Annotated in this window: 11 protein-coding genes; 10 read left to right on the forward strand and 1 reads right to left on the reverse strand. The window is 48.1% G+C overall.

What is annotated here, in order from left to right:
* Positions 1 to 68 precede the first annotated feature (68 nt).
* The 3 genes from DN748_RS16870 to DN748_RS16880 are packed head-to-tail and all read left to right on the forward strand — an operon-like array spanning position 69 to position 4,807.
* Positions 69 to 1,538: a sulfatase gene (locus DN748_RS16870; protein ID WP_112373010.1), complete on the forward strand. Its 1,470-nt coding sequence runs from the start codon at positions 69 to 71 to the stop codon at positions 1,536 to 1,538.
* The gene (locus tag DN748_RS16875; protein WP_112373011.1) at positions 1,535 to 3,052 is read left to right on the forward strand and encodes a sulfatase family protein; all 1,518 of its coding nucleotides are present in this window, start codon (positions 1,535 to 1,537) and stop codon (positions 3,050 to 3,052) included. The genes DN748_RS16870 and DN748_RS16875 overlap by 4 nt, the downstream gene beginning before the upstream one ends.
* A 27-nt stretch (positions 3,053 to 3,079) precedes the next feature.
* Complete coding sequence (locus DN748_RS16880; protein WP_112373012.1) at positions 3,080 to 4,807, forward strand: FAD-dependent oxidoreductase; 1,728 nt, start codon at positions 3,080 to 3,082, stop codon at positions 4,805 to 4,807.
* 114 nt (positions 4,808 to 4,921) lie between these two features.
* Here DN748_RS16880 and DN748_RS16885 read toward each other — a convergent pair whose 3' ends face one another.
* Entirely contained in the window at positions 4,922 to 5,929 is a 1,008-nt protein-coding gene (locus DN748_RS16885) for a LacI family DNA-binding transcriptional regulator (protein WP_112373013.1), read from the reverse strand.
* Positions 5,930 to 6,422: 493 nt separating this feature from the next.
* Here DN748_RS16885 and DN748_RS16890 point away from each other — a divergent pair, with 493 nt between their 5' ends.
* The 7 genes from DN748_RS16890 to DN748_RS16920 all read left to right on the forward strand — a co-directional run bounded on the left by DN748_RS16890 (position 6,423) and on the right by DN748_RS16920 (position 16,780).
* Positions 6,423 to 7,478, forward strand: coding sequence for a nucleoside hydrolase (locus tag DN748_RS16890; RefSeq protein WP_112373014.1), 1,056 nt, complete (start codon positions 6,423 to 6,425; stop codon positions 7,476 to 7,478).
* A gap of 102 nt (positions 7,479 to 7,580) precedes the next feature.
* Positions 7,581 to 8,513, forward strand: a complete 933-nt coding sequence (gene rbsK / locus DN748_RS16895; RefSeq protein ID WP_112373015.1) for a ribokinase — start codon at positions 7,581 to 7,583, stop codon at positions 8,511 to 8,513.
* A 12-nt stretch (positions 8,514 to 8,525) separates the two neighbouring features.
* On the forward strand, positions 8,526 to 9,530 hold the full coding sequence (locus DN748_RS16900; RefSeq protein WP_112373016.1) for a GRP family sugar transporter: 1,005 nt from the start codon (positions 8,526 to 8,528) through the stop codon (positions 9,528 to 9,530).
* 76 nt (positions 9,531 to 9,606) lie between these two features.
* Entirely contained in the window at positions 9,607 to 11,421 is a 1,815-nt protein-coding gene (locus DN748_RS16905) for an arylsulfatase (RefSeq protein WP_161554593.1), read from the forward strand.
* A gap of 50 nt (positions 11,422 to 11,471) precedes the next feature.
* A complete protein-coding gene (locus DN748_RS16910) occupies positions 11,472 to 13,232 on the forward strand; it encodes a right-handed parallel beta-helix repeat-containing protein (RefSeq protein WP_112373018.1) in 1,761 nt (586 codons plus the stop codon).
* 99 nt (positions 13,233 to 13,331) lie between these two features.
* The gene (locus tag DN748_RS16915) at positions 13,332 to 14,777 is read left to right on the forward strand and encodes a cellulase family glycosylhydrolase (protein WP_161554594.1); all 1,446 of its coding nucleotides are present in this window, start codon (positions 13,332 to 13,334) and stop codon (positions 14,775 to 14,777) included.
* Between the two features lie 59 nt (positions 14,778 to 14,836).
* Positions 14,837 to 16,780, forward strand: a complete 1,944-nt coding sequence (locus DN748_RS16920; protein WP_112373020.1) for a beta-L-arabinofuranosidase domain-containing protein — start codon at positions 14,837 to 14,839, stop codon at positions 16,778 to 16,780.
* Positions 16,781 to 16,796 lie beyond the last annotated feature (16 nt).

Consider the following 16,796-nt stretch of genomic DNA (forward strand, 5'->3'; position numbering starts at 1 on the left):
TCCTTAAAAGGAATTATTAACCAAAAAATCAATCCCGTTCACCACAGCTTTGATGAATATTTATATATATGAAAACCAACCTGTTAAAATGCATTCTTCTGGGAATTACACTGGTGTCATATGCCCAGGAAAAGAAGGAGTCCGGGAAAAACTATAATGTACTGCTCATCATGGCAGACGACCTGAGCATAGATCTGAATACTTTCGGAAATAACCAGGTAAAATCCCCGAATATAGACGCTCTGGCCCAAGACGGGCTGCTATTGCAAAATGCCTACTGTACGGTACCTTTGTGCGGCCCGAGCCGGGTGGCCATTCTTACGGGATTGAGCCCGGACGTGACCAAAACCCCGGGCAATAAGGAATATTTCCGCGATGAAGTTCCCGACGCGGTAACCATGCCACAGCTGTTCAAACAGCACGGATACTTTTCCGGACGGGTAGGTAAAATTTTTCATATGGGGGTGCCGGGAGATATCGGGACCAGCGGCCTGGACGACCCCCGTTCCTGGAATACGGTGGTAAATCCGAAAGGGGTGGATGTTGCACTGGAAAACAAGGTGGTCAATTTCACTCCGGAGATGGGTTTGGGGTCGGCTGCCGCATATCTGGCAGTTCCTGATACTGCCGCACTTCATACCGACGAACTTGTTGCAGCCGAAACGATACAACTCCTTAAAGAACACAAGGATAAGCCGTTTTTTATCGCTGCCGGTTTCTTTCGTCCGCATTGCCCTTATATTGCCCCTCTCAGGTTTTTTGACCTATACCCACCCGATGAAATAAACCTCCCGTATAATCCTCCCGGCGACAGGGATGATATTCCAGGGCTCGCCCGCCGGGTATATAAAGAAGATATGGGAATGACCCGACAACAGCAGCGTGAAATTATCCGGGCCTATTACGCCAGTATCTCTTTTATGGACGAACAGGTCGGTAAGGTAATGCGTGCACTGGAAGAATTGGGATTAAAAGAGAACACCATAGTGATCTTTATGAGCGATCATGGTTACAGTCTCGGGCAACACGGCATGTGGCAGAAGCGTAACCTTTTTGAAGAAGCCACTAATGCCCCCGTGATCATTTCCGTACCCGGAATGGAGGGCGCATCCAAGCGGACGACAAGGATAATAGAGTTTACGGATATCTATCCTACGATTGCCGATGTAGCCGGATTAAAAGCTCCCTCCTATTTGCAGGGCAGGAGTTTTAAGGTGTTACTGGACGATCCCGAAGCAGATTTTGGCGGAATGGCCGGTACGGCTGTTCAACGCCGGGTGGAAAAAGGGACCCCGGGAGCAGGGTGGCAGTTGAGAGGGCGGAGCCTCCGCACTCCCGGATGGCGCTATACGGAATGGGATAAGGGGAAAAAGGGCGTAGAACTATATGATAAGATCAGTGACCCGGGGGAATTTGACAATCTGGCCAAAAACGAAACCTATCGGGATACCATTCGCCGTTTAAGTAAAACGCTGCAACAGCGTGTTGAGGAGAATAGCATTTTAAAAGATAACAAGGGTATAAAGACTAACAAATGAAACTATTAAAAAAGAGTCCGGGGTTCCGGTCAATGCTTTCTTCCCGGATAAAATACGGTATCGGGATTGTGGTACTTCCCCTGGTACTTTTCTGCGGGCACACTTCCGAAAAAGGCCCCGAAAGGCCCAATATACTGGTTATCCTTGCAGATGATATGGGATATGGAGACCTCCGTGCCTATAACGAGCATTCCAAAGTACCTACGCCCAATATAGACAGGCTGGCATCCCAGGGAATCATGTTTACGGAAGCGTATTGCCCGGTTGCCGTGTGCTCCCCCTCACGTTATGCCCTTATGACAGGCACCTACCCGTGGAGAAGCTGGAACAAATCCGGGGCGATGAAAAATTATGAGCGGTCCATGATAGCTCCCGGCCAGCTTACCTTACCACAGATGCTCAAAAAGGCAGGATATGAAACAGCAGGTTTCGGAAAATGGCATCTCGGAACTTTATTTCCAACGACCGATGGTAAAAAACCTGCGGGATACGGAGCATTTTATACCAGGGATAATGGAGCAAATATTGATGTCAGCCAGGAAGTAAGCGATGGACCTGCAGACCGGGGTTTCGACCACTGGCTGGGATTCAGTAGTCCCAGCGAATGCTGGATTCTCGACGGTAACAGGATTATGGGATCGGTTGTTCACAACAAATATACGATCGATGCCGCTTCCGGTACGGAAGATCTGGAAAAGATCCCGTTGGAAGATTACCTGCCTTTTATTACCGGAAAAAGTATAGACTACCTGAGGCAGTATTCGAAAAAGCGAGACGGCAAACCCTTTTTTCTCTATTTCAGTCCCTATGTACCCCATATCCCGCTTGCCGTGCATCCGGATTTTATCGGTACAACCGGAGCCGGGGCTTATGCCGATTATGTACATGAGCTGGACCATTATGTAGGGCGGCTTTTGGACGAACTGGAAAGATCAGGGCTCAGGGAAAATACAATTGTACTGTTTGCCAGCGATAACGGCTCCCAGTTCGTGACCGGGAATCCCGGTGATAAGGTGCCCGGAGGTACCGTAGTAGATAGCACTCAGCACAGGCCCAACTTCCCTTTGCGGGGAGGCAAGTGGACCGCCTATGAAGGAGGCGTACGGACCCCCCTTATCGCTGCCTGGCCGGGACATTTCCCCCCTGGAATAAAGAGCGACCAGTTATTCGGCCTTAATGATGTCATGGCTACACTGGCGCCTGTAGCGGGGTATGAACTTGAGAACGGAACAACGACGGACGGGTTTAATCTCCTGGAGGCCTTTCAAGGAAAAAGCGAACACAAAAGGACCTCCATAGTGGTACAATCCAGTAGCGATGCCTATGGGCTCAGGGAGGGGCAATGGAAGCTCATACAATTCCCGGAAAAAGGAGGGAGTACCCGTTACGAGCTTTATAACCTTCAGAATGACCCCTCCGAAAGTCATAATCTTACAGCAGAATATCCCGGCAGGGTAAGGAAAATGAAAAACGAATTGCACAAAATATTAGAGGGAAATTCAACAACACACTAAATTTTTTATACTACTAAAAACCAAAGCATGAATACATATCATTTTAAACATGTCGCCCTGTTATTATTTACCATTATTACCACGACAAGCTGTAAATCCCAACAGCAGGCACTTAACCGGGTAACGGCAGAAGTCATCGTCTACGGGGGTACCTCGGCAGGAGTCGCTGCTGCCATTCAATGCAGCAGAATGGGAAAATCAGTTGTTCTTATCGAACCGACCAACAGGATAGGCGGGCTCACCACCGGCGGATTGGGGCAGACGGATATAGGTAATAAACAGGCTATAGGCGGAATTTCAAGGGAATTTTACGAAAACGTAAGAAAATATTACGACAATCCGGAACACTGGAAATGGCAGAAAAAATCGGAGTATTCCGACGGCGGGCAGACCAGGACGGGAAAAGAAGAGAACAGCATGTGGACTTTCGAGCCTTCGGCAGCGCTTGCCATTTACAGGGAAATGTTAGCGAAGGAGAACATCGGGTTGGTGTATAACGAAAAACTGAACAGGGAGACCGGGGTAGAGAAAGTTGACGGGAAAATACGCTCCGTAACCATGGAAAGCGGAAAAGTATTTACGGGCACTGTCTTTATCGATGCGACCTATGAGGGCGACCTGATGGCCGCTGCGGGGATAAGCTATACCATAGGGCGTGAGAGCAATGCTATGTACGGAGAGTCGCTGAACGGGGTGCAGCTGGACAAAATCAACAAGTCCCTTACCGGCCTGATTTCCCATAATGCCTCCAAACACAACCTGATCCCGGGGGTAGACCCCTATGTGATCAAGGGAGACCCTGCCAGTGGTTTATTGCCCAATATTAATCAAAAGCCGGGACTCAACGGTGAGGGAGATGATAAAATACAGGCCTACTGCTTTAGGATGTGCCTTACCGATCATCCGGAAAACCGTATTCCTTTTCAGAAACCCCCCGGTTACGACGAGAAAGATTACGAATTGTTGTTCAGGAATTTCGAAGCCCGGAAGGGGGCCTTGAAAGATATGTACAGCTATGGGAACGGAATCATCCCCTGGATAAATTCACGGATGCCGAACCGGAAAACCGATACGAACAACAGGTTTGGTTTCTCTACCGACTATATCGGGATGAACTATCACTACCCGGAGGCCTCTTATGAAGAACGGAAAAAAATAGTGGAAGACCATAAACACTATACGATGGGATTGATGTGGACGCTTGCCAACCATCCCCGGATTCCGGAAGCAGTTCGCAAGGAAGTCTCCCGGTGGGGTACGGCAAAAGACGAGTTTGAAAGTGCCGACGGATGGCAGCAACAGCTTTATATCAGGGAAGCAAGGCGGATGGTCAGTGACTATGTGATGACCCAGCACCACTGTGAAGGATTAAAAGTTGCAGAAGATCCCGTCGGACTGGCAGCCTATGGCATGGATTCTCATCATGTACAACGGTATGTAGATGCCAACGGGTATGTGCAGAATGAAGGTAATGTCGAAGCTCATGGTTTCAAGCCCTACCCCATAAGCTATCGTTCCTTAGTGCCGGGAAAAGAAGAATGTGAAAACCTGCTGGTCCCTGTCTGTTTAAGTGCGTCACATATTGCGTTCGGATCGATCCGGATGGAACCCGTATTCATGGTCCTGGGACAATCGGCTGCAACTGCGGCAGTACTGGCAGTTGATATGGACAAGGCAGTTCAGGATGTACCGTATGACGCGTTAAAAGAACAATTGCTTAAGGACGGACAAAGGCTGGCCCCCGGAAAAAGATAGGTAGTTTCCCCGAATATTACAGGTAAAGTCACTTTCAACAGCCTGTATTTTGACCATACAGAAAACTTGAAACGCCCGAAGATGTCCGGCATTCATTGCGAGATCCCGGCAATGCTATATCTTCTTTATGGAATTGCGTATTATGATCTGGGGTTTAAACAGCATTTTCTGTGATTCCAGCGGATCCTTGCCGATCAGTGAAAACAGGAACCGCGTAGAGAGCCTGGCAATATCACTCACCGGTTGGGCCACACTGGTTATCGGTGCAGACAGAAATTCAAGAAAGGGATGATCGTCAAAACATATTAAAGACACATCCCCCGGTATGCTCAAACGGTCCTCTTTCAGCGCTTTCAGGCAGCCGAGGGCTATGGTATTGCTAAAAGCAAAGATAGCTGTAGGAATATCGGCATTCTGCAATGCCAGTTTTGTTTCCAGGTAACCGTTCTGAACACTGAAGCTGTCACCTTTCAGGTTCACCTGGTCTATGTTTGCCTCTTTAAGGGCAGCTGTAAAACCCAGTGCCCTCTGCTGGTTAGGGATAGATTGTAATTCGCCCTGAATCCCCAGGATATTCCTGTGCCCCGAGTTAATCAGCAATTTTGTGGCTTCAAAAGCCCCGAAATAATTGTCGGTCGAAACATATGGCAGGTCCAGTTCATCAATATACCGGTCCATACACACAATGGGCAATTCCTTGTTTTTCAATTCCAGGATATGGCTAAACTCCTGTCCGCAGGGCACCATGATCAATCCTTCTATATTTCTGGACAACAGGTTTCTCAAAATCTCTTTTTCACGTTCCAGGTTTTCACCGCTTTCGCTTAGAATAGTGGTATACCCCTCTTCCCTGAGGTCATTATTGATCTTGCTGGCAAGGCTTGCAAAAAAAGGATTGTCCAGCGTAGGGATCAGCAATGCAATAGTACGGCTCTTTCCGGAGCGCAGATGAGCAGCTGCGTGATTGGGTTTGTAATTAAGTCTTTTGGCAGTTTCCAGTACCAGTTTCTGAGATTTCTTCCCGATGCGGTATTCCTCGGCCTTTCCGTTGATAACCCGCGACACCGTGGATATGGAAAGATTTGTTGCCTTGGCAATATCCGTGATACTTGTTCTTTTCATAACGGAAATTTATTTACAACATCAAAGATACTAAATCATGACCTATTTTTGCGCAAAATTTGTTCTATTTTTTTCTTTATAAAGGGATGGAAATGGGTTATTTACTATAATTGACATAAAACCAATAAATTATATTCCTGTTTGATTATTAACTTTTAGGTGTTATTATAGTAAAATATGAACAAACGTTTGTTCATGAAAAATCTTTGATATATATTAGCGAAAAATAAAGGTATATTTTGATTAAATGATTAAAATAAGTTGAAAAAATTGAATTAATACTTAAATGTAGCTTGTATTAATGTGTATTTGTTCTTTTTTGTTTTAAAAAGATGTTGCTTTTGTTAAAAACATGTTCTTTATATTTTTAGCACAAAAATTAATATTTGTGCTAATAAAGTTGTTCTTTTTGTTCTGATAAATCAAAATACACCTGTTTTCAATGCAGTGACGGAAGATCACCTGCCTGTTTAAATCTAAATGGATAGAGAAAATGAAAAAAAATGTTTCAATCCTGTTGTCTTTCTTATCGGCCGGTATGGTAGGCTTGGGGAGCTGTTCCTGTCAGTCGGATGCAAAAAAGGCCGAAAAGGGGCAGGAGCCGGACTCCGGTACCGGGAAAGCGCCTGTTACCCTTATCATGGATACGGATATCAGCGGGGATTATGACGATGTAGGAGCCATGGCCGTACTGCATGCGCTGGCCGACAGGGGAGAAGTGCGGATTCTCGGAACCGTGGCTTCCAACCAAAGTCCGCTGGTAGCACCCACCATTGAAGTTCTCAATACCTATTTCGGCAGGCCCGGCCTGCCCATAGGTGCCCCGAAGATATCCGGTACAAGCCAGGATTCCAGGAACCTGCGCTGGCCGGATACCCTGGTAGCCAGGTTCCCTCACACCATAAAGAGCAACAATGATGTGCCCGGGGCTGTACAGGTATATCGTTCCCTGCTCAGCAGCCAGCCCGATACGTCGGTTACTATTGTTACCGTTGGCTATCTGACGAACATGAAGAATTTGCTGCAGTCACCCCCTGATTCAATTTCGGGCCTGGACGGAAAAGAGCTGGTGACGAAAAAAGTAAAAAAATGGGTGGCTATGGCCGGGAATTTTGAGACTGGGAAAGAAGCTAATGTAAGGAAAGACCAGGAGGCATCGCACTATGCGATCAGTCACTGGCCGACCCCTGTAGTTTTCAGCGGGTTTGAAATAGGAAAAGATGTGGTTACGGGGAAGAGGCTGATCAAGTCAGGAGAACAGACCCCGGTAACCATTCCTTACAGGGAAGGCATGTCAGTGCGGCGTATAGATAAAAAGGGCAGGCCCAGCTGGGATCAGACGGCTGTACTGGCTGCTGCGAGAGGCTTTGAGCCGTATTTCTCAGCAAGACGGGGAAAATTTACCGCAACCGAAGAGGGCATAAGCAGCTGGCAAGACGACCCGGAAGGTCCGCATATCCGCCTGGTCAGGGAAATGGAGTTGGAGGCCCTCACCAGAGAGATCGAGACCCTGATGATGCACAAACCGGAAAAAAATGAACTTAAATAAACCTGTTATGCACGGCAAAGCGACTTTTCAGGATAGCTTGTTGAGACCCCGGTTTTAGGCTGTCCGGAAGAATTTTGTCGTATACCAATCAAACAAATATAAATGAAGAAAGTATTAGTTATAGGAAGCTCAAACCGCGACCTTATTGTTACCGTGGATGATTTTCCCCGGCCCGGGGAAACAGTGATGGGGAATTCGTTTTTACAGATGATGGGCGGAAAAGGAGGTAACCAGGCCATAGCGGCAAAAAGGGCCGGGGCAGACGTGTTGTTTATTTCCTGTATCGGGGAAGATGAGAACGGAATGGCCATAAAGAAAAACTATCAGTCCGAAGGGCTCGATGTGTCTTACATGCTGCTTTCTGAAGATAAACCTACAGGCGTGGCCCTGATTACCGTAGACCGCAACGGGGAGAATAATATCGTAACCATTGCCGGTGCCAATGAAGACCTGTTGCCGGAAAACCTGACTACGCTGGACGAGACCATAGCACAGGCAGATATTTTGCTGATGCAGATGGAGACCCCTGTCCTGACCAATCTGGAAATAAGCCGGAAGGCAAGGGACAACAATAAAAAAGTAGTGCTGAATGCCGCCCCTGCCATGGCCATACCCAGGGAATTGCTGGAACTGGTAGATATTTTAATAGTCAATGAAACCGAGGCCGAGACGATCAGTGGCATGAAAGTCGGCAAGTCTCCCGAACGGGTGATCCGGCATTTGCAGGGAAAGGGAGTAGAACAGGTCATTCTCACCCTGGGAGAAAACGGACTGCTGTACGGAACAGGGGCCGGGGAAACAGTGCACCTGCCGGCCTATAAGGTAAACCCGGTAGATTCCACGGCAGCAGGAGATACGTTTTGCGGCGCACTGGCTGCCGCGCTGAGCCGGAAAATGGAATGGGAGGAGGCCCTGAGGTATTCTATGGCAGCAGCAGCCATATCCGTTACCAGGATGGGAGCCCAGCCCTCTATTCCGGACAGGCACCAGGTGGAAGCTTTCATCGCTAAAAACACTTTGATAGAAAATTCATAATCACTGTATACCATGTTCATTGTTGAAAACTATCTTACGGCCGTTATTTTTTGCTTTATCACCATGCTGTGCTGGGGCTCCTGGGCCAATACGCAAAAACTGGTTCAGAAAACCTGGAGGTTCGAACTGTTTTACTGGGACTATGTGATCGGCATTTTTCTCTTTTCGCTGGCAGCAGCCCTGACACTGGGGAGTTTCGGCACCGAAGGAAGGCCCTTTATCGAAGACCTGAAACAGGCAGACACCTCCAAGATACTCAGTGCCATTACGGGAGGGGTAGTGTTTAACCTGGCCAACATACTGCTCACTGCCGCCATAGCCGGGGCAGGAATGGCCGTAGCCTTTCCCATAGGTATCGGGATAGCCCTGGTGCTGGGTGTGGTACTCAATTATTTCCTGGTCGAAAAGGGAGATCCCGTTCTTTTGTTCGCAGGGGTGTTTTTCGTCATGCTGGCCATTATCATCAATGCCGTGGCCTATCGCCGGTCTTCACCAAACCGGGAGGCTTCCGGCTCAAAATGGATTGTCGTATCGGTCATTGCAGGTGTCCTGATGTCACTGTTCTATCGCTTTGTGGCATCCGGCATGGACCTGGAAAACTTCAGGGAGCCCATGACAGGTATGATGACCCCTTATACCGCAGTGGTTGTTTTTTCCGTGGGCATATTGCTCAGCAATGTGGTCTTTAATAGTATTTTGCTGAAAAGGCCATTGGAAGGAAAGCCGATATCTTACAGGCAGTACTTTAAGGGAAAGATAAGATGGCACAATATCGGGATTCTCGGAGGGTGTATATGGGCACTCGGTAATGTGCTTAACCTTATTGCCGCCGGTAAGGCCGGGCCGGCCATTTCTTACGGACTGGGACAGGGAGCCACCCTGGTCGCCGCATTCTGGGGTGTAGTGATCTGGAAGGAATTCCGGAACAGCCCGAAGCCGGTAAACGGACTGATCACTGCAATGTTCTGCTGCTTTATTATCGGGCTGGGGCTGATCATTTATTCGGGAGGTTCCTGATCATTCATTACCTGCACATCTCTGTATGATGCCGGGTAACTATTGTGTAAATATGATGCATGCAAATAAAAGACATATGATAAGATATCACATAAATACTTTGCTGATAACAGGATTACTCCTCGTCGCTACAAAGGTAACCTGTTTTGCCCAGGCCGGTCAAAGGCCGAATGTCATCGTGATCATGACAGATGATCAGGGGTATGGAGAACTCTCCGTACACGGTAATCCCGTGCTGAAGACCCCGCAGCTCGACAAGCTGCACGGAGAAAGTGTGAGGTTTACCGATTTCCATGCTGCCCCCATGTGTACACCTACCAGGAGCCAGCTGATGACCGGGATCGATGCGGTAAAAAACGGGGCATCCAATGTCAGCAGCGGAAGAACACTCCTGAGAAAAGACCTTAAAACCATGGCCGATTACTTCAGGGAGAGCAATTACAACACTGGAATATTCGGTAAATGGCACCTGGGGGATAATTATCCCTATCGTCCCGAAGACAGGGGGTTTGAAGAAGCCTTGTGGTTTCCTTCCTCACATATCAGTTCGGTACCTGATTATTGGGGGAACGATTATTTCGATGATGTTTACATACACAATGGAAAAAGAGAAGCATATAAAGGGTATTGCACCGATGTTTTCTTTGACCGTGCCATGAACTTCATGAAAAAGTCAGCAGAAGACAAAAAGCCGTTTTTTGTTTACCTGCCCACCAATACCCCCCACCAGCCCTTCTATGCCAAGCCGGAAGATGTCAGGGAAATGGAAGAGGTTATCGAAAACTCGGAATTTGCTTCACTGGAGGAGGATATCAAAACCAAGCTTATCCGTTATCTGGCCATGATCCGGAATGTAGACGAGAATGTAGGAGGGCTTCAGAAATTCCTCAGAAAAAACAAACTCGACAAAAATACCATCCTGATCTTTTTAACAGACAACGGCAGTACCTTCGGCCCGGAATATTACAATGCGGGAATGCGGGGCAAGAAAGTTCAGTTGTACGAAGGAGGCCACCGCGTACCGTTCTTTATCAAGTGGCCGGAAGGCAGGCTGGGGACGCCTCGTGATGTAGAAGGACTAACCCAGGCCCAGGATATCCTTCCCACGCTTCTGGATCTCTGTAAGATCACCAGGGAAAAGGACGCGGCTTTCGACGGGATTAGCCTGGCCCCGGTGTTGAGAGGGAAAGAAGATGTTGACCCGGAAAGGGTACTCTGGATCAATTTCAGCCGGATGCCTTTCGGGGATTACCCGTCGCCCTATGCAAGATCAATCATCGAAAAATCAGATGCGGCCATTCTCTGGAAAAAATGGCGGCTGTTAAACCGGCGTGAACTATACAATCTTGCCGAAGACCCGCTTCAGCAGAATAATGTTATTAAACAGCACCCGGAAATAGTAAGGCAGATGGAAACATATCTCGATAAGTTCTGGGAAGGAGCAAAAGACGTGGTGAATAAACCACAGCGGGTTATCATCGGTGCGCCCGAGGAAAACCCTTCCCTGCTTACTTCCTGCGAATGGATGGACGTTTTTCTGGACAGGCAGTTGCAGGTGGCCCGGGGAGATAACAAGAACAGCTACTGGCTTCTCGATGTGGCCGAGGCGGGGAGATATACCTTCGAATTGCGAAGATGGCCTGAGGAAACAGGAGCTGCACTTCGACAGAGTATTGATTCGGGTAAATCCTTCCCCATAGCATACGCAAAAATATTTCTGAAAGGAGAAGCAGGTGAATTTATGCGCAGGAAAAAAGTAGGACAGGACGATCAGGGCTGCACGTTTACCGTCGACCTGGAAAAAGGTCCGGTAGCACTGCACACGTGGTTCGACGATGAGAATAACAACAGTTTGTCAGGAGCATATTATGTGTATGTGACAAGAAAATAAGCATAATGGCCAATTATTATTAGAAACCAATAACCAAAACCCAATACATTATGAAACCAAAAAAAAATAAGATCCATCTTCTGTTTATGCTGATCCTTTTTCAATGGGGGTGTACGGATGAAAAGGTTTTTGAAACCGACGAACAGATAACTCATGAAGAACAACTTGTTTCAGGTTTGTCAGGAGGCCCTGCAACAGCTTATTATGTAAGTACCAGCGGATCGGATGCCAACGACGGGCTCAGTGCGGCCACTCCTTTTAAGACCTTGTCCAAGGCGGCCGGTATGATCACCGGAGCCGGAGATTCCATACTTTTAAAGCGCGGCGATCAATGGTCGGGAGAGCGTATACAGCTATCGGGTAAACAGGGAACTCCGGAAAACCCGGTGACCATTACGGCATACGGGTCCGGACCAAAACCCGTGATCAGTGACAATACGAATGCGGCAATTTTTATTGCCAACTCTTCAGGGTATGTTATTGAAGGATTACAGATTGATGATAATACTACCGGAATTACGCTCATATATCCTTTCAGGAACGGGAGGGAATATGTACGGATACGGGATTGTGATTTTAACGGGGGAGGAACCTGTGTGCGGATCACAGGCGATTACCAGAAAGATGTAACCACGGCATTCGAATATAATATTAAGGATATCCTGGTCGAAGATTGTACCTCGGTAGGCAGCGAAGTCTTTTTGAACTGTGAATACTTTTCCAACCTGACACAGATCGATTTTGAGACCTATCCGATATGGGACCTGAAAATAGCCGATTGTGACATCACCTCCACTGTCAAGACAGCCATACTTCCCCGCTGGACCAAAGGCGGGTATATAGACAACTGTACCATGCTGGACATTTATACCGGAGAAGCCGAGAACGGATCGTGTGCGGTACTTTTGAGAAGGACCCGCGATTTTGAAGTTAAAAACACCGAAATTGGTTATGTACACCGAAAAGCTCCCAATGGGCCGGATGGTGAAGCTATCGATTTTGAAGGGCATGTGGTAGAATGTACGGTTTCCAACTGTTACCTGCACCATTGTGACGGCCCGGCAATGATGTTCTTTTATACCCTGAATCAGAACGGGCCCGTAAAATACAACAAACGGAACTACGTGCTGAATAATACCTTTCACCACAATAACCAGTCCGCACACCATCCCGAAGATTGTGAGATATGGATATCAGACCCCCTGGTAGATTCCAACGGACCTACCGAGATAAGCGGAAATACCTATACCCGGGTGCCGGGAGTAAGTTTCTATCTCGTCCGCCCCAATGTAACTCCCAACATCACCTTCAGTAATAATACCGAAGTGACCGATGCAGGTCCGTATGAATGGAAATTTGACGGAAGTACCTCGGGAATACCGGCCGAAGGCTCTCATAACGACCTGGCAGGCATGACCCGTTTCGGGACTTATGTACAACTGGAGCTCGATGCAGCCCAGGACGATGGCCCTCCCGCATTTGCGCTGGACGATACTCATCATAAGGGGTTGGATACCGGTTTGAATATCGATGCCTCATCAAACCCGAAAATATACCTGACCATCAGGAACAACACACCGGCGCGCAAATTAAAGGTGTATTGGGCAAACCAGTTAGAAGATGCCTATTCGGAACCCCTTAGCGAAGAACTGAATATTATAGGCAATGCCGGCGAATATTCCAATTATGTTCTTGACCTGGGAACGAATACCGCATGGACGGGGACCGTAGATAAGGTAAAACTGGTCTGGCCCGATATGTCAAGCGGGTCGGGAACCCTGGATATAGATCATATAGAGGTTGCACCATAGTCACAATACCTTTTAAAGCCCGGTATCCGGATACTGTTCCGGATGTCCGGCGCCTTTTATGAATATACGAAATCAGATCAATTATAGTACCGTATGCTTATGTACAGATCATTAAAAATAAACCTGAGCCTTATTTCCGGAATTCTCCTTGCTGTATTCTTTCCGGCCGCAAGCGGTTACGGGCAACAACAGTCGCATACTTACCGGTACTCTTATTTTGAACCGGGTGAAGGACGGCAGTTTATTCCGAGGGGATTTGTGATGAATACCGAAGACCTTCTGGGAACGATAAGGTATACGAAAAAAGACTATCAGAGAGCAGCCCGCATGGGCGCCAACTTCCAGGTCATCAGGCTCGACATGGCCCGGCTGGGCGCATGGCCCGGGTATACCCTCGACAGTACATATCTCAAAGAACTCGACAGGATGGTTTCCCTCGGCAAAACCTTCGGGATGTATACCGGGTTTAAGATGACGGTTTACAGGGTAAGAAAATCTGATGAAAAGGGAATATGGAGCCGGCTCTGGCAGAATAAAGACAATACACAGGATGTGGTGATACGGGGATGGAAACATTTGTGGAAGCGATACAAGGAAGAACCCTATGTATATAGCTACGACCTGCTCAACGAACCTCATAAAGGGGATGTTGAAGGTTCCTATGATGAGGTCCAGGAGAAATACCTGGTCCCGTTGTACCGGCGGATGATCGATAGTCTCCGGGCAGTCGATACCACAAAATGGGCGCTTTACCAGCCGATCCTTATGGAAAAAAATCCTGACCGCGCAAAACAGAAAATACCGTTCTGGGAAACAAAGGAAAACATCCGGCGGCCGAAGATCATGTTTGCACCGCATATGTACCAGTTAAACCTTCCGGCCATACGGCCAACCCTTCACCGGTATCAAAAAGAAGCAGAGCTGTCCGGTGCTCCCCTGTTCCTCGGAGAATGGGGCTCTGCAACCTACGATCTTACCGATCGGGATATCAGCGAACAGCAAAAGTATGGCGATGCCTACAGGGAGACAGCCCGGATCACGGATTCTCTGGGAATGGCTACGATAAAAGCCTGGTTCCTGGGATCGCGGTGGAAAGGGAGCAACCCTGTCGGAAAATTTACATGGGCCATATTTCAGGACAGTGTGGCCGTGGGAACCGCAGAACGGAAATATATAACAGACATCATAGCAAGGCCGTTTCCCTCAAAAGTCGCGGGGAGGCTGAAACATTTTAATTACGGATTTGCCGGGCGGCACCTTAAAGTGAAATTTTCCTATGAAAAAGAAAAGGGAAACACGGAAGTCTTTGTCGGAGCCAACCGCCACTATCCCGACGGTTTTACACTGTCTGTGAATAACGGCACATGGAAATTTGTCTATGACCCGTTACAAAAAGACCGGCTTTTTCAGGCAGCATCAGAAGAAGAAACCGGTAGTCCCGGGATCACCTGGGACGATGACCTGCAAAAGATCGTCATAAAAAACCTGCCCCGGGACCATGTAGATTACGTGCTGGATATATATCCGGGAGTTTTACAGTATTAAAAGAAAATACAGATCACAAAAATGCTGTAACCCCGCAGGGTAAAGCAAAAGAATACCAAATGATGAAAAAGAGAATACACATAGTCACCTTATTCGGATTATTGATAGGGGTGTTCCCGGATATCGTGGCACAGGAAAAAGATGCATACACCTACCAGCTGGCAAAGGCCGGGGCCATAAAACCGATGGGCTGGATAAAAAACCAGGTAGGCAGGGACCTGGAAGAAGGGCTTATCAGTAGTTTCGGCCGGATCAGCAATACCGTAACCTATAACCTGTTTGTCCATAAGAACAGGCGTAACGACCGTACATATGACGACAGGAAGGAATGGTGGAGCGGCGAACACGAAGGATACTGGAAAGATGCCATAATCAGGATGGCCTACCTTACAGGAAACGAGCAGTATACAGACAGTGCACGCACCTGGGTGAATGAGATCATAAACAATACCGATGCATCCGGGTATATCGGTATTTACCAGCAAGGTAACACCCCGCATACCCGTTACAATTTTACCGGGCCCAACGGGGAGTTGTGGACACAGAGCCGGATTATGGTCGCACTTGCGGCCTATTATGAATTTACGGGTGAAGAGCGTGTACTCGATCATTTAAAAAAAGCAGTACGCCTTACCATGGAAAAATACCGTAACAAAAACCCTTTTGCCACGGGAACAGACGGAGGTACAGGCCACGGTGTAGGATATTTCGAAATACTGGAATGGCTGTACCGCACCACGGGAGACAAGGCATATGCTGAATTTGCAAAAAAGCTGTATGCCGATCTCGACCGGGCGGAGACGAATATCGAAGACCTCGCACCAAAACGCCTCAAGGCCGAAAAACCTTATTTTTCCGATCACGGGGCTCATATTGCCGAGGGGTTTATGGCTCCTTTCTGGTTGCAGGCATTATACCCTTCTCCGGAATATGAGCAATATACCCGCAATGCCATGTATAAGCTCAATTATGCCACCACGCCAAGCGGTGCGATGCGAGCCGATGAGGATGTGGAGGAACGAAAAGGTACTGCCGGTGAAGCCTATGAATACTGTGGAATTACGGAACTTATCAGCCCGTTTAACAGCATGATCGGTTTTTCGGGAGATATGAAACTGGCCGACCGGACCGAACGAGCGGTTTTCAACGCTGCCCAGGGAGCACGTTTTGCCGACCTGTCGGCTATAAGCTACCTGACCAAAGACAACCGTATAGCTATTGAGCCCAAAAAAAAGCTGGGCAGGTATACTTTCGACAGCAATCACTATGCAGCTTCCTGCTGTGCACTTAATTCGGGCAGGGTTATGCCTTATTATATTCAGGGAATGTGGATGGATAAAGCCGATGGAACAGGAGTTGCCGCCGTAATGTTCGGCCCTTCGTCATATGCTGCCACCGTGAAGGGGACGAAGGTGAATATAGAAGAACAGACCGCCTACCCCTTTGAAGACGAGATCGATTTTGTCTTTACCGTAGAACGCCCCACGGCATTCACCTTCACATTCAGGAAACCGTTCGGTGCCGCGGCAGATATCAGTGGTGCCGGGGATGCAAGGATAGACACTACCGGGCAGACCGTTACATTGACGAAAGTCTGGAAAACGGGAGATAAGGTCAGGGTACGGTTCGATTTTGACATAGAGCAGGTCGCAGATGTGGATGAAACCGGGAATCAGCAATATTTCATACAACGGGGCCCGTTGCTGTATGCCCTTGCTTTTCCCTATACCAGGCAGAAGTTAAAGGAGCATGGCGACAGTGGTTTCTATCAATGGAAAGTAACGAGCACCGACCGGGAAGGCTGGAATTACCGGTTGCCGCGAAACGCCTCTTTCGGATTCGCCGGAAAGGAGCACCCGAGGGATGTGGAATTCCCGTTCGATCAACCGGTTTTAAAGATCAGGACCCGGTTTGAAGATATGCACGGAAATAAGGTCAATGCATCCCTGGTTCCCATGGGCAATACCGTAATGCGGCGGGTGGCCTTCCCCATCGCACCATAAACAGTAAGTAACACAT

It is taken from the genome of Sinomicrobium soli, assembly GCF_003285545.1.
Lineage (GTDB): Bacteria > Bacteroidota > Bacteroidia > Flavobacteriales > Flavobacteriaceae > Sinomicrobium.

Bases quoted from the DNA above. Each gene is read 5' to 3' on its own strand.
- DN748_RS16870 (WP_112373010.1), top strand. From the start codon at position 69: ATGAAAACCAACCTGTTAAAATGCATTCTTCTGGGAATTACACTGGTG.
- DN748_RS16875 (WP_112373011.1), top strand. From the start codon at position 1,535: ATGAAACTATTAAAAAAGAGTCCGGGGTTCCGGTCAATGCTTTCTTCC.
- DN748_RS16880 (WP_112373012.1), top strand. From the start codon at position 3,080: ATGAATACATATCATTTTAAACATGTCGCCCTGTTATTATTTACCATT.
- DN748_RS16885 (WP_112373013.1), bottom strand. From the start codon at position 5,929: ATGAAAAGAACAAGTATCACGGATATTGCCAAGGCAACAAATCTTTCC.
- DN748_RS16890 (WP_112373014.1), top strand. From the start codon at position 6,423: ATGAAAAAAAATGTTTCAATCCTGTTGTCTTTCTTATCGGCCGGTATG.
- rbsK (WP_112373015.1), top strand. From the start codon at position 7,581: ATGAAGAAAGTATTAGTTATAGGAAGCTCAAACCGCGACCTTATTGTT.
- DN748_RS16900 (WP_112373016.1), top strand. From the start codon at position 8,526: ATGTTCATTGTTGAAAACTATCTTACGGCCGTTATTTTTTGCTTTATC.
- DN748_RS16905 (WP_161554593.1), top strand. From the start codon at position 9,607: ATGATAAGATATCACATAAATACTTTGCTGATAACAGGATTACTCCTC.
- DN748_RS16910 (WP_112373018.1), top strand. From the start codon at position 11,472: ATGAAACCAAAAAAAAATAAGATCCATCTTCTGTTTATGCTGATCCTT.
- DN748_RS16915 (WP_161554594.1), top strand. From the start codon at position 13,332: ATGTACAGATCATTAAAAATAAACCTGAGCCTTATTTCCGGAATTCTC.
- DN748_RS16920 (WP_112373020.1), top strand. From the start codon at position 14,837: ATGATGAAAAAGAGAATACACATAGTCACCTTATTCGGATTATTGATA.